Source organism: Pseudomonas sp. SWRI68, from assembly GCF_014269165.1.
Classification (GTDB): domain Bacteria; phylum Pseudomonadota; class Gammaproteobacteria; order Pseudomonadales; family Pseudomonadaceae; genus Aquipseudomonas; species Aquipseudomonas capeferrum.
In genome coordinates this window covers 363,356-377,514 of the sequence record NZ_JABWRU010000001.1, presented here as the reverse complement: position 1 = coordinate 377,514, position 14,159 = coordinate 363,356, and the positions used below count along the sequence as shown (strand labels likewise).

General features: G+C 64.0%; 12 protein-coding genes. 1 reads left to right on the top strand and 11 read right to left on the bottom strand.

Annotated elements, in window-relative coordinates; genetic code table 11:
* The first annotated feature begins 47 nt into the window (after window positions 1–47).
* Complete coding sequence (gene hexR, locus HU770_RS01670) at window positions 48–911, top strand: DNA-binding transcriptional regulator HexR (protein WP_172960401.1); 864 nt, start codon at window positions 48–50, stop codon at window positions 909–911.
* Here the strand turns inward: hexR and HU770_RS01665 are convergent.
* The 11 genes from HU770_RS01665 to edd all read right to left on the bottom strand — a co-directional run bounded on the left by HU770_RS01665 (window position 904) and on the right by edd (window position 13,965).
* Window positions 904–1,758 carry a D-hexose-6-phosphate mutarotase gene (locus HU770_RS01665; protein WP_186662940.1) on the bottom strand — a complete coding sequence of 285 codons (855 nt, stop codon included), beginning with the start codon at window positions 1,756–1,758 and terminating at the stop codon, window positions 904–906. The two genes, hexR and HU770_RS01665, sit on opposite strands and share 8 nt — an antisense overlap.
* A gap of 117 nt (window positions 1,759–1,875) precedes the next feature.
* Window positions 1,876–3,168 (bottom strand): carbohydrate porin, encoded by a 1,293-nt coding sequence (locus tag HU770_RS01660; RefSeq protein ID WP_238338609.1) that lies wholly within the window; start codon window positions 3,166–3,168, stop codon window positions 1,876–1,878.
* Between the two features lie 92 nt (window positions 3,169–3,260).
* Window positions 3,261–4,415 carry a sn-glycerol-3-phosphate ABC transporter ATP-binding protein UgpC gene (ugpC, locus tag HU770_RS01655; protein ID WP_033701023.1) on the bottom strand — a complete coding sequence of 385 codons (1,155 nt, stop codon included), beginning with the start codon at window positions 4,413–4,415 and terminating at the stop codon, window positions 3,261–3,263.
* Window positions 4,416–4,418: 3 nt separating this feature from the next.
* Window positions 4,419–5,264, bottom strand: coding sequence for a carbohydrate ABC transporter permease (locus HU770_RS01650; protein ID WP_033701025.1), 846 nt, complete (start codon window positions 5,262–5,264; stop codon window positions 4,419–4,421).
* Complete coding sequence (locus tag HU770_RS01645; RefSeq protein WP_186662939.1) at window positions 5,257–6,165, bottom strand: sugar ABC transporter permease; 909 nt, start codon at window positions 6,163–6,165, stop codon at window positions 5,257–5,259. The genes HU770_RS01650 and HU770_RS01645 overlap by 8 nt, the downstream gene beginning before the upstream one ends.
* Before the next feature lie 71 nt (window positions 6,166–6,236).
* Window positions 6,237–7,523 carry an ABC transporter substrate-binding protein gene (locus HU770_RS01640; RefSeq protein WP_186662938.1) on the bottom strand — a complete coding sequence of 429 codons (1,287 nt, stop codon included), beginning with the start codon at window positions 7,521–7,523 and terminating at the stop codon, window positions 6,237–6,239.
* 104 nt (window positions 7,524–7,627) lie between these two features.
* Window positions 7,628–8,854, bottom strand: coding sequence for an AGE family epimerase/isomerase (locus HU770_RS01635; protein WP_186657157.1), 1,227 nt, complete (start codon window positions 8,852–8,854; stop codon window positions 7,628–7,630).
* 103 nt (window positions 8,855–8,957) lie between these two features.
* A complete protein-coding gene (locus HU770_RS01630; protein WP_186662937.1) occupies window positions 8,958–10,412 on the bottom strand; it encodes an ATP-binding protein in 1,455 nt (484 codons plus the stop codon).
* Entirely contained in the window at window positions 10,393–11,118 is a 726-nt protein-coding gene (gene gltR / locus HU770_RS01625) for a two-component system response regulator GltR (RefSeq protein WP_186662936.1), read from the bottom strand. The genes HU770_RS01630 and gltR overlap by 20 nt, the downstream gene beginning before the upstream one ends.
* Before the next feature lie 64 nt (window positions 11,119–11,182).
* Window positions 11,183–12,142 (bottom strand): glucokinase, encoded by a 960-nt coding sequence (locus tag HU770_RS01620; protein WP_186657151.1) that lies wholly within the window; start codon window positions 12,140–12,142, stop codon window positions 11,183–11,185.
* Window positions 12,139–13,965, bottom strand: coding sequence for a phosphogluconate dehydratase (edd, locus tag HU770_RS01615; protein ID WP_186657149.1), 1,827 nt, complete (start codon window positions 13,963–13,965; stop codon window positions 12,139–12,141). Before edd ends, HU770_RS01620 begins: the two co-directional genes overlap by 4 nt.
* Window positions 13,966–14,159 lie beyond the last annotated feature (194 nt).

Sequence of the window (14,159 nt, the reverse complement as noted above, 5' to 3'; positions counted from 1 at the left end):
CCGTCAGCCGGCTGTCTTCCCGACCCAAGGACACACCCATGGACCGCGTGCGAAACCTCCTGGAACAGATCCAGGGACGCCTCGACGAGCTGAACAAGGCCGAACGCAAAGTCGCCGAAGTCATCCTGCTCAATCCGCAACAAGCCACCCGTTTCAGCATTGCTGCACTGGCCCAGGCGGCCAAGGTCAGCGAACCGACCGTCAACCGCTTCTGCCGGTCGTTCGGCGTCAGCGGCTACCCCGAGCTCAAGCTGCAGCTAGCGCAGAGCCTGGCCAGTGGCGCTGCCTATGTGAGCCGCGCCGTCGAGGCCGACGACGACCCTGCCGCCTACACCCAGAAAATTTTCGGCAGCGCCATCGCCTCGCTCGACAGCGCCTGCCAGCAACTCGACCCGCAGCAGGTCAGCCGCGCCGTGGACATGATGATCCAGGCCCGGCAGATCCACTTCTTCGGCCTTGGCGCCTCGGCGCCGGTGGCCCTGGATGCCCAGCACAAGTTCTTCCGCTTCAACCTGGCGGTGTCGGCCCACGCCGACGTGCTGATGCAACGCATGCTGGCCTCGGTGGCCCACACCGGCGACCTGTTCGTGATCATCTCCTACACCGGGCGCACCCGCGAACTGGTCGAGGTGGCGCGCGTGGCCCGTGAAAACGGCGCCTCGGTACTGGGCCTGACCGCTGCCGGCTCGCCGCTGGCCCAGGCCTGCAGCCTGAGCCTGCACATTCCACTGCCGGAAGACACCGACATCTACATGCCGATGACCTCGCGAATCATCCAGCTGACCGTGCTCGACGTGCTGGCCACCGGCATGACCCTGCGCCGCGGCGTGGACTTCCAGCCGCACCTGCGCAAGATCAAGGAAAGCCTCAACGCCAGCCGTTACCCGATCGAGGACGACGAACTCAACTGAGCCGATGCGCTTGCAAACGCAAGTGCGCACGTTGCCCCGGGGCCAGGCTCAGGCCCTCGCCACTGCCACTGGCGGCTTCGACACAGACGAAGCCCTGGCATTCGCGACCGGTCACGCCCATCAGCGGGCGGTTGCCCGGGTGCCAGACCACGGTGTCATCGCTGTCACCGGTGTCGATGCACAGTTCGCGCTGCCAGGCCGGGTCCTGTAGTTGCACCCGCGGGGTGCCTGGGTAGACCTTCTGGCAGCCACCCTTGAGCTTCAGCGCACCTTCCTCGCGGCAGGCCTGCCGGCTCAGGCGGTCGTAGCCTTCGATATCCTCAAGCCCAGACAGCGCTATCTCGGACACGTCACTGATACGCCAGTAAGCCAGCAGCGCATGGCTCAACTGGCACGGTTCGCTGTCCTGGTGCTCGGTACTCAGGCGCAGCTCCATGCGGCTGCCAAGCCGTGCATGCAGGTCGACCTGCCAGTCGCAGAGGTCCAGGCGCCACTTCAATGCCACGCCCTCCTCGTCCTCGCGGCTGTCCACCAGCTTCCAGTCCAGCAGCCGCGCCCAGCCATGGGCCGGCCACAGGTCCTCGCTGGGGTGGCGGCCGTACCACGGCCAGCACACCGGCACACCCCCCCGAATCGCCCCCACCTGCGGCCACTGCTCGGCGCACCACAACCAGGGCTTTTCGCCAGCGGGTTGAAAGTGCAGCAGCTGCGCGCCCTGCCGGCTGAACACAGCCTGGCAGAGAGGGTGGTCGATGATCAGGACATCGCGCTGCTGGTAACGCTCCCACTCGAATGTCGGCCTGGGCCGCTGTGCGGAAAAGAAGCGATGTAGCGGATGTTCGGGCATGGTTCCAAGCTCTTGTTGTTTGAGATAGCGCTGTCTCGGCCTATCCCCGACAACCACTGCAAGCCAGTGGGTGCCGGGAGCCGAAATTGGATTGGCGTAAATTTACAACAAATGTGCTCAGAATGACGACTGAATCTTCAAACCAGCGACCAGCGCGTTGTCGACCTCATCCACCCCGCCCGGGCTCTTGATGTATTGCAGGTTGGGGCGCACGGTCAGCCAGTTGGTGACGTGGAAGCCGTAATACAGCTCGGCGTTGTACTCGGTGCGCTGTAGCGGCACGAAGCCCGGGTTGTCGTAATCATTGATGCCGCTCTGGGCATTGAGCTGCTCGGCACGCTTCTTCACATCGTCGTTGACGTGAATGCGGGCGATCCCAAACCCGATATCGTCCTTGGGCCGGGCATCGAAGGCGCCTTTGTACACCAGCCCGACCTGCTGGTAGTTGTCGACCACGTTGGTGGCCTTGTCGTGCACGGTGAAGTTGGCAAACAGGCTGAGACCACGGCTGGCATCACCGCCCTGGGCGGTGACCTGCTGCTGCGCAACCACCCACCAGCCATGTTTGCTGGAGTGCGACTTGAAGCCCGCGCCGCTGATGCCTTGCGGGTTGCCATTGACGTCTTCGTAGATGTCTTCGGCATCCGCCGTGCTGTAGTAGTAGCCGAGGCGGTACTCGCCCGGCAGGCCGTTGACCTGGGGTGACCAGACCGCCTCCACCGGCAGGATCGCGCCCTTGGTGCCGCTGCCGCTGAGCTTGAAGCCGTTGCCGGTTTCCAGGTTCGAGGGGTTCTGCTCGAACGCGCCGACCTGCACGAAGAACTCAGGCGTGATGTTGTACTTGACCCGCAGCGCCCATTGGCTGACCGGCCAGTTGTACCAGATGCCGCCCACCCAGTTGCCCACCTGCGAGCCGCAGAAGGCCAGGTTCTGGAAGTCGCAGGGGAAGCTGTTGAAGTCTTCGCCCTCGCCGAAGCGGCCGAATTTCACATCCAGGGCACCGTCAAAGTACTTCTGCTTGATCCACATCTGGGTCAGCCGCCAGGTCTGGCCGCGGCCCCACACTTCCTGTACCGAACTGAACTGGCCGGCACGCGGGTCGCTGATGCGGTCGTTGGACAGGTTGCGGCCGCTGCGCTCGGTGATCGCCAGCTTGAACTCGGTGTCATGCCAGCCAAAGATCTTTTCCAGGTCCAGGTGCGCACCCAGGGCAAACTGGTCGCTGTAGCGTGCGGTCTTGTCGTCGTTGTAGCCGCCGTTGAGGTTGCCCGCCACCTCGCCCACGTAGTCGAGGGTGAAGTCATAGCCTTTTTCCAGTAGCTCGGTGCGAGTACCGCCCCAGTCGCCGGTCATCCATTTCGACTCGCTGGAGAAGGCCTCGGCGGCCTGCGCCCCGCTGCTGCCAACCATGGCAAGCAAGGCCAGTGAGCCCAAGGTCCTGATGCGATTGCGCTGTTCCATCCCTTTGCGTCCTCTTTTTTCTTATTGATGGTGTAGACGATTCAACGGCTCTTGAAGTGAGTCACGTTGTCCTTCACTGAAGCGTTGGCGGTGTCCAGGCTCAGGCGTTCACCGCTGGCGGCGTCAAACAGCAGTACCCGTGCCGGGTCGAACTGCAGGTTCAGGCTGTCGCCGACCTTGCACGCCACATCCGGCGCCAGGCGGCAGCAGACCTTGGTCTGGTTGAGGGTGACGAACACCAGCAGGTCCGGCCCGGTGGGCTCGGTAACCTGCACGTCGGCGCGGATGCCGGGCAGGCCATTGCCCTCCCCCGTGCCCAGGGCAATCTGCTCGGGGCGGATGCCGAGGATGATCTCGCGCCCGTCCAGTTCAGCGCCGGCCACGCCCAACGGCAGCTCGCAACGCGCCTGGCCGCTGTCGAGCAGGGCCAATAGGCGCCCGTCCTGCCGAGCCAGGCGCACCGGAATGAAGTTCATCGGTGGCGAACCGATGAAACTGGCGACGAACTGGTTGGCCGGGTCGTTGTAGATCTGCTGCGGGGTACCGAACTGCTGGATGATGCCGTCCTTCATCACCGCCACTTTGTCGCCCAGGGTCATGGCCTCGATCTGGTCATGGGTGACGTACACCGTGGTGGTCTTCAGGCGCTGGTGCATCAGTTTCATTTCGGTGCGCATCTCGACCCGCAGCTTGGCGTCGAGGTTGGACAACGGTTCGTCGAACAAGTAGATCTTCGGCCGCCGCGCCAGCGCCCGGCCCATGGCCACGCGCTGCTGCTGGCCGCCGGAGAGCTGGGCAGGCTTGCGTGAAAGCAGGTGCTCGATCTGCAGCAGCTTGGCCACCCGCGCCACCTCCTCGTCGATGGCGGCCTGGGGCATCTTGCGGATCTTCAGGCCGAACTCGATGTTCTCACGCACGCTCATGGTCGGGTACAGCGCGTAGGACTGGAACACCATGGCGATGTCACGGTCCTTGGGGCTCATGCCGCTGACGTCCTGCTCGTCGATCAGGATGGCACCGCCGGTGATCTGCTCAAGGCCGGCGATGCAGTTCATCAAGGTCGACTTGCCACAGCCCGAGGGGCCGACCAGGATCAGGAACTCGCCGTCCTTGATCGACAGCTGGATGTCCTTGAGGGTGTCCGGCAAGCCGCTGCCGTAGGTCTTGTTCACATTGCGAAGTTCAAGCGTTGCCATGACTTACCCCTTGACGGCGCCGGCCGTGAGGCCGCGGACGAAATACTTGCCTGCCACCACGTAGACCAGCAGGGTTGGCAGGCCGGCGATCATTGCCGCCGCCATATCGACGTTGTATTCCTTGGCCCCGGTGCTGGTGTTGACCAGGTTGTTCAGGGCCACGGTGATCGGTTGCGAGTCACCACTGGCGAACACCACACCGAACAGGAAGTCGTTCCAGATCTGGGTGAATTGCCAGATCAGGCAGACCATGATGATCGGTGTCGACATCGGCAGGATGATGCAGCGGAAGATGGTGAAGAACCCGGCACCGTCCAGGCGCGCAGCCTTGACCAGCGCATCGGGGATGCTCACGTAGAAGTTGCGAAAGAACAGCGTGGTAAAGGCCAGGCCGTAGACCACATGCACTAGCACCAGGCCGCTGGTGGTACTGGCCAGGCCCAGTTTGCCAAGGGTGAACGAGGCCGGCAGCAGCACCGTCTGGAACGGCAGGAAGCAGCCAAACAGCAGCAGGCCGAAGAACAGTTGCGAGCCCCGGAAGCGCCACATCGACAGCACATAGCCGTTGAGCGCACCGATGGCCGTGGAGATCAGCACGGCGGGCACGGTGATCATGATCGAGTTCCAGAAGTACCCGTTGACCGTGCCCCACGCCTTGACCCAGCCGACGCCACTGACCACGGTCGGCCAGCTCAACAGGTTGCCGCTGCTGATGTCTTCGGGGGTCTTGAAGCTGGTCAGCAGCATGACCACCAGCGGCACCAGGTACAGCAGCACGGCAATCAGCAGTACCGCGTGGATGGCGATGCGGCTGATGCTCAACGCCGGTTTTTCGGCAGGGCTATGCATGGCGTTTGCTCCGCAGCTCCGAATACAGGTAAGGCACGAGGATCGCCAGGATCGCCCCGAGCATGAGGATGGCGCTGGCCGAGCCCATGCCCATCTGGCCGCGGCTGAAGGTGAACGAGTACATGAACATCGCCGGCAGGTCGGACGAGTACCCCGGGCCACCGGCGGTCATCGCGGCCACCAGGTCGAAGCTCTTGATGGCGATGTGCGAGAGGATCATCACGGCGCTGAAGAACACCGGTCGCAGGCTTGGCAATACCACGGTCCAGTAGATGCGCGGCAGGCTGGCGCCGTCCATCTGTGCGGCGCGGATGATCGACTGGTCGACGCCGCGCAGGCCGGCGAGGAACATTGCCATGATGAAGCCCGAGGCTTGCCACACGGCGGCGATCACCAGGCAGTACACCACCCGGTCGGGGTCGATCAGCCAGTCCAGGCGAAAACCTTCCCAGCCCCAGTCGCGCAGCAGTTTGTCCAGGCCCATGCCGGGGTTGAGCAGCCACTTCCAGGCGGTGCCGGTGACAATCATCGACAGCGCCATGGGGTAGAGATAGATCGTGCGGATGAAGCCCTCGCGGCGGATGCGCTGGTCGAGCAACACCGCCAGCAGTACACCGATGGCCAGGCTGATGCCAATGAACAGCCCCCCGAACACCAACAGGTTCTTGCTGGCCACCCACCAGCGGTCGTTGTCGAACAACCGGGCGTATTGCGCCAGGCCCGCCCATTTGTAGGTTGGCAGAAAGGTCGAGGTGGTGAAGGACAGCACGAAGGTCCAGAGGATGTAGCCATAGAAGCCCACCAGGACGATGAACATGCTCGGCGCCAGCACCAGCTTGGGTAGCCAGCGCTGCAGAGCGTCCAGGGGTGAGGCCCGCAGTCGGGCGGTAGTTGTGGTCATGATCTGCTTCCCAAACGATTGAGAGCTCCGCCCCCCATGGGGGCGGGCCTGGTTTACACCTTTGGGATCGATTACCGGGCCGACTTGATCGCCGCCGCCAGCTTCTTCGCCGCATCGGCCGGGTCGGCCTTGGGGTCGTTGATGTAGTTGGTCACCACATCGAAGAAGGCGCCCTGCACCGCCAGCGTGGTGGCCATGTTGTGCGCCATGCTTGGTTGCAGGCCACCGCTTTTGGCGTCGGCCAGGAAGTCCTTGGCAGACGTCTGCGCGCAGGCGTCGAAGCCATACTTGCCCATATCGGCAAGCATATCGTTACGCACCGGGATCGACCCTTTGTTGGTACTGAAGACCTTCTGGAAGTCCTCGCCCAACACGTTGCGGGCGATGTCCTGCTGGCCGGCAGCCGTGCCTGCGTCCTTCTGCTTGAACACCACCAGCGAATCGATGTTGTACAGGAACGCTTTATCGGTACCGGGGAACGCGACGCACTGGTAATCCTTGCCGGCGGTCTTGTGCGCCAGGGTCCACTCGCTCTTGGCCCAGTCGCCCATGATCTGCATGCCGGCCTTGCCATTGATGACCTTGGCCGCTTCCAGGTTCCAGTCCTGGCCTTTGCCGTCTGGGTCCATGTAGGTGGCGACCTTCTTCAGCTCGGTCAGCGACTTGACCATTTGCGGCCCGGTCAGCGTCGCTTCGTCGAGGTCGACCAGGGCTTTCTTGTAGCCGTCCGCGCCCATTACCGACAGCACCACGCTTTCGAACACCGTGCTGTCCTGCCAGGGCTGGCCACCATGGGCGAGCGCAATGAAGCCGGCGGCCTTGAGCTTGTCGGCGGCGGCGTAGAATTCGTCGAGGGTGGTCGGCGCCTTGTCGATGCCGGCTTTCTTGAAGACGTCGGGGTTGATCCATAGCCAGTTGATGCGGTGGATGTTCACCGGTACGGCCACGTAGTCACCGTCGTACTTCACGGTGTCGGCGACTTTCTTGTCGAGCAGCGAGTCCCACTTCTCTTCTTTGGCGACATCCTTGAGCACATCCGTGTCAAGCAGGCCGGTGGCGGCCCACTCCTGAATGTCGGGGCCCTTGATCTGGGCAACGCCGGGCGGGTTGCCGGCCACGGCGCGGCTCTTGAGCACGGTCATGGCGGTGGCGCCGCCACCGCCGGCGACTGCACCATCCTTCCAGGTGAAGCCATCCTTCTCGACCTGGGCCTTGAGCACATCGACAGCCGCTTTTTCACCCCCCGAGGTCCACCAGTGCACCACTTCGACACTGCCTTTGGCGTCGGCGGCGAGGGCACTGAGCGGGAACAACGAGGCGAGGGAGATCGCGGCAGCGAGGCGGAGAGTCGAATTCATCGGAATACCTTTCTTGTTGTTATGCCGGGCAAGTCGATCGCTTGCATTGCATGGAGTCTAATCAGAGCGGTCGCTGCGCCAGGTAACGAAGCGATGCGTGAATGTCATCGTTTGGTTACATTGCGCGCCAGTGCGCTCGCCAGGCTCGGCGCCAACGGCAAGGTGGGCAACAGCACAGCCTGATAGGCGTGATAGAGGTCTGGCTTGCCTGCCCAGATAGCCGCTGCAGGCTGGTTGCCAGGGTCGAGTTCGTGGTGCCAGCTTCCACCGACGCGGTCGATGAAGTGGCTGTCGATGAATGCCCAGAAACAGCCATACCAATCCGCGTACTGCTGCTCACCGGTGCGCCGCAGCAAGGCTGCCGCACTGGCGCACGCTTCGGCATGCACCCAGTGCAGGCGCTCGCGCACCCTGGGCTGGTTGTCCCAGCCCAGGGTGTAGACGATGCCCTCGGCGCCATCGACGTTCCAGGCATGCCGGCAGGCGTTGGCGAACAGCGCTCGCGCACTGGCCAGCAGCCACGCCGGCGTAGACAACCCGGCCAAGTGCCGTGCGGCCTCCAGGTGCAGAAGCAGGCGTGACCATTCGAACGCGTGGCCAGGCGTCGTGCCATAAGGCCGGAAGTGATCGGTGGGGTTGGCCTGATTGTATTCAGGCAGCGGTTGCCAGTGCGCATCGAAATGTTCGACCACGCGGTAGTCGCTGGCAGCCGCATGGCCTTGAATGATGCGCTCGACGATGCGCAGGGCGCGCTGCAGCCAGAGCGCATCGCCGGTCACATCCGCCAGGGCGAGAAAGGCCTCGGTGGCGTGCATGTTGCTGTTGGCACCACGGTAGGCTTCCGGCTGCTGCCAGTCGCTGGCAAAGGACTCGCACAACGCCCCCTCTTCCTCGCTCCAGAAGCGTTCCTCGATGACCCGGATCGCCTCCTCCAGCACACCCTGCGCACCGCTGGCACCGGCTACCACTGCCGAGCTTGCGGCCAGCGCGACGAAGGCATGCAGGTAGGCCGCCTTGCCGTTGCCACCCTGCCCTTGCGGGCGATCGAACCAACCGCCGTGCGTGGCGTCATGCAACGGCCCGCGCAAGGCCTGTACGCCATGCTCCACCAATGCCAGGCAGCCTGGTACACCTTGGAGGTGCGCCAGGGCAAAGCTGTGGGTCATGCGCGCAGTTGTCAGGGTTTCGGCAAGGGCCGAGGGCGGCAACTGGCCACGGGCGTCAAGATTGGCGAAGCCTTCAGGCACTTGCGAGGCCATCGCGAACGCCAGCAGCCGCCACCCTTCGTGGGTGAGCCAGGCGGTATGTTCCAGCGAATCGATAGAGTCCATGCAGCCACGTCTTCCATGCCAGAGGTGTGCAGAGTCTAGCCAGCCGTCCTGGCTGGAATGTCACGAAGGCCTGCCGTTGTGTCACCGGTCAGTGACATGGCCATCAGTCCAGGCTGCGGGGTAGATGAAGGGTCACGCGCAACCCGCCCTCGCGCAAGTTCAGCAGGCTGACCTCCCCGCCATGGCTATGGGCGATGTTGCGCGCAATCCCCAACCCCAACCCGTACCCCTGTTGCTGCCCGGCCAGCCTGAAGTGCGGCACGAACACCTGCTCCTGCTGTTGCTGCGGCACCCCCGGCCCCTGGTCATCCACCTGCAGGACAAAGCCCTCGTTGCTGTCGATGATGCGCAGGCGTGCCCGCTCGCCATACTTGATGGCATTGTCGATCAGGTTGCCGATGCAGCGGCGCAAGGCCAGCGGCTTGCCCGGGTACGGCGCCAGCGCCTGGCCTTCGACGGTGATGCGGCCATCGCCCAGGTAGGGCTCGGCGAGAATCTCCAGTACCTGGTTGAGGTCGACCGGCTCGATGTTCTCGTGAATGTCGGTGTCTTTTACGCACTGCAAGGCGCCTTTGACCAACAGCTCCAGTTCATCCAGGTCTTGGCTGAACTTGGCTTGCAGGCGCTCATCTTCCAACAGTTCGACACGCAGCCGCAGGCGGGTGATCGGCGTGCGCAGGTCGTGGGAAATGGCGCTGAACAACTGGCTGCGCTCGGTCAGGTAGCGGCTGATGCGCTCACGCATGCTGTTGAACGCCCGCCCCACCTCGACCACCTCGCTACCACCGCCCTCGGGCACTGGCGCCACATCGGCACCCAGCGACAGGTCCCGCGCGGCGCGCGCCAAGCGCTTGAGCGGCCAGCTTTGCCAGTGCACCAGCAGGCCGATGAACAGCAGCAGCAAGGCCGTCGTCATCACGATGAAGCCGATTTGCTGACGCGGCAGGCGTTCGGCTTCGAGGCTGGTATACGGCTCGGGCAGCAGCGAGGCGATGTACAGCCACTCGCCTTCGCCCAGGCGAATCTGCGTGACCAGCACCGGGGGGTTGAGTGGCTCCAGGGTCAGCGAATAATGGGCCCAGGAGCGCGGCAGCTCATCGAGCTTAAGGCCGCTGTTGAAGATGCGCAGGTCATCGGGGGCGACGAACTCCACGGAAATCTCCATCTGCGCGCCCAGCCGCTCGTGCAGCACCTGCTGGAACACATCGATGACCGCCTGCTTGCGCGGTGTTATGGGCAATACCGGCATGTCCAGCGGCTTGTCGTTGAGCGACACGAAAAAACGCGTACCGCCCATGCTGCGCAACTGGTCCAGCACCATCGGCCGATAGGCCACTGGCAAAGAACGGAAATAACTGACGCTGGCACTCATCGAATGGGCCAGGCTGCCGGCACTGGCGCGCAAGCCTTGCAACTGGCTGGCACGTAGCTGGGCGACCCAGATGACGCTGGACAAGCCCTGCGCCAGCAGTACCACCAGCAAGGTCAGCAGCAGCATGCGCCCCAGCAGCGAGCGTGGCAGCAGGCGCCAACGCCGCTCAGCAAGCACAGCAGACATGGGCAGCCAGCAGGTAACCACTGCCACGCACAGTGCGGATCAGCCGCGGCGGCTTGTCGGTGTCGCGCAAGCGCTGGCGTAGGCGGCTGACCGCCATGTCGACGATACGGTCCAGCGGCATCGGCTCACGGCCACGGGTGGCATTGCCGATGGTGTCACGGTCGAGGATCTGCTGGGGGTGATCGAGAAAAAGCTTGAGCAAAGCGAAGTCGGCGCCAGACAAGATCACCTCTTCGCCATCGCGGTGGAACAGGCGGTGGCTGACCGTGTCCAGGCGCCAGTCGTCGAAGGCCAGCACGGCACTGCTCGGCGCCGCCTGGCCGAACTCGGCACGGCGCAACAAGGCCTTGATCCGTGCCTGCAGCTCACGCGGGCTGAAGGGTTTACCCAGGTAGTCGTCGGCGCCCAGTTCCAGGCCGATGACCCGGTCGGCTTCGTCGGAGCTGGCGGTGAGCATGATGATGGGCACCCGCGCCTGGCGCGGGTGCTGGCGCACCCAGCGGCAAAGGCTGAAGCCGTCTTCATCGGGCAACATCACATCGAGGATGACCAGGTCGCAGGCGGTACTTTCCAGGGCCTGACGAAAGCCCTGCCCGTCGGCCTCGGCGTGAACCTGGAAGCCGGAACGGCTCAGGTAGGTTTGCAACAGCTCACGGATTTCCTGATCGTCGTCGACCATCAGGATGGATTTACCGGCAGTGCTCAAGGTGTCCCGCCCTCTTGTTGTCACAGGTCTTTCGCCTGCTGTTTCGATATTGGGCTGCTTCGCTCTATTGATCCAGCACCTGCTGCAAAGCCACCCCCGCCCCCAGCAACCCGGAAAACTCCGCCGTCACCAGCCACACTGGCACCCCGGCAAAATACCCGCTCATGCAGCCCTTGTCGGCCAAGCTCGCGGCAAACCCGCTACGCAAAAACAGCTCGGCAAACCGCGGGATCACACCGCCGACAATGTAAACCCCACCCCGGGCGCCCAGGGTCAGAACATTGTTGCCCACCACCCGCCCCAGGAAGCGGCAGAATTGCTCGACCACCGCCAACGCCCGCGGTTCGCCGCCCAGGGCGGCATCGGTAATATCGGCTGGGGTCTTGTGTCGCGGTATGTCGCCGTCCAGTGCGCAGATGGCTTGATACAAGCGCACCAGGCCACCGCCACTGAGCACCGTCTCGGCACTGACATGGCCAATCTGGCCATGAATCTGCTGGTGGATCGCCGCCTCACGGGCATTGCCCACCGGCAGGTCGACATGCCCACCCTCACCCGGCAATGCCTGCCAATGCTGTTCACCCAGGCGCAGCAGGCTGCCGACACCAAGGCCGGTACCCGGCCCGATCACCAAAGCAGGCCGCAGCGGGTCCGCCTGGCCAGGGCAGACTTCGCGGAATTCGCCCGCTTGCAGGCGCGTCATGCCCAAGGCCATGGCCGTGAAATCGTTGATCAGCAACAGCTGCTCGACCTGCAAGGTCTTGCAGAACGCACGCCGGCTGAGCCGCCAATGGTTGTTGGTGAAGCGAAACTCATCGCCATCGACCGGCCCGGCGACGGCCAGGCACACCGCCGACAGGCCGCCACGGGCAATGCCCTGATCGTGCAGGTAGGCTTCAATCGCCTGCTCGGGGCTTGTGTAGTCAGCGGTGGCGAAGACCTTCACCTGGTACAGCTGGTTGTCACGCCACAACGCAAAGCGGGCATTGGTGCCACCGATGTCGCCAACCAGCAGGTCCTTCATTTGAGGTTCTCCAGGGCCGAGGTAAAGGCGCTGGCGCCTTGCTCGGCCGAGCTGAACGCCATGCGCATGAAGCCGAACAGCTCGCGCCCGCAACCCAGGTCGTTGCCCTGAGGTGCTGGCGGCAGGTCGCGGCTGGCCAGTTCCTCGGCCGACACCTTGAGCTGCAGCGTGCCTTCGACACCATCGACCCGCACGATATCACCATCGCGCACCCGTGCCAGCGGCCCACCGTCAAAGGCTTCGGGGCAAACGTGGATGGCAGCCGGGATCTTGCCCGACGCGCCCGACATGCGCCCATCGGTGACCAGCGCAACCTTGTAGCCGCGGTCTTGCAGCACACCGAGGAACGGCGTCAGTTTGTGCAGCTCCGGCATGCCGTTGCAACGCGGCCCCTGGAAGCGCACCACGGCCACGAAATCGCACTCCAGCTCGCCGGCCTTGAAGGCGTCGGCCAGCGACTGCTGGTCGTGGAATACCCGCGCCGGGGCTTCAACCACCTGATGCTCGCGGGCGACTGCGGAAACCTTCATCACCCCACGCCCAAGGTTGCCTTCCATCACCCGCAGGCCGCCTTCGGCCGAGAATGGCCGCGCCACCGGGCGCAGGATGGTCTCGTCCAGGCTGTGCAGCGGGCCTTCGCGCCAGACCAGCTTGCCGTTGTCGAGGAATGGCTCCTGGGTGTAGCGGCGCAAGCCGTGGCCCGCGACAGTGTTGACGTCTTCGTGCAGCAACCCGGCATCGAGCAGCTCGCGGATCAGGAAGGCCATGCCGCCAGCGGCCTGGAAGTGGTTGATGTCGGCTTTGCCATTGGGGTAGACATGGGACAGGGTCGGCACCACCTCGGACAGGTCGGCCATGTCCTGCCAGGTGAGCTGAATGCCCGCCGCCTGGGCGATCGCCGGCATGTGCAGGGTGTGGTTGGTCGAGCCGCCGGTGGCATGCAGGGCGACGATCGAGTTGACCAGCGACTTCTCGTCGACGACCTCGCCCAGTGGCATGAAGCTGCCGCTGGCCTTGGTCAGGCGCGTGACCTGCTGCGCGGCCTCGGCAGTGAGCGCATCGCGCAACGGCGTATAGGGGTTCACGAACGAGGCGCCTGGCAGGTGCAACCCCATCACTTCCATCACCAGCTGGTTGGTGTTGGCGGTGCCGTAGAAGGTGCAGGTGCCGGGGCTGTGGTAGGAGTTCATCTCCGACTCCAGCAGCTCCTCGCGGCTGGCCTTGCCCTCGGCATAGCGCTGGCGCACGTCGGCCTTCTGCTTGTTGGAGATGCCCGAGAGCATCGGGCCACCTGGCACGAAAATGGTCGGCAAGTGCCCGAAACGCAGCGCGCCCATCATCAGGCCGGGGACGATCTTGTCGCAGATGCCGAGCATCAGCGCGGCGTCGAACATGTTGTGCGACAGGGCCACGGCGGTGGACATGGCGATCACTTCACGGCTGGCGATGGCCAGCTCCATGCCCGGCTCGCCCTGGGTCACGCCATCGCACATGGCCGGCACGCCGCCGGCGAACTGGCCGACCGAGCCGACTTCTCGCAGGGCCTGTTTGATCTGCTCGGGGAAGTGCTGGTACGGCTGGTGCGCCGAGAGCATGTCGTTGTAGGCCGAGACGATGGCGACGTTGGCCGCATTCATCAGCCGCAGGCTCTGCTTGTCCTGGGCGCCGCAACCGGCCACGCCGTGGGCAAAGTTGGCGCATTGCAGGCTGGCACGCATGGGTCCGTCACTGGCCGCGCCGCGAATCAGCTGCAGGTAGCGTTCACGGGTGGCACGGCTGCGTTCGACCAGCCGTTGGGTGACCTCAAGGATGCGCGGGTGCATGTACTGGACTCCAGGCTAACTGTATGGGCGGCTTACCGGGCATTTCCCCTCCAAACGATTGCGACCTAGGCTCTAGAAAAGGGCCTTGGAGGCATCCCTGAGAGGCCTGCCCGACCACTCGTTGTATGTTTAAACAAAATACTGCCACTAAAAAGGCTTGTTTTCTATCTGATAGTGAATAATCTTGTAATTCC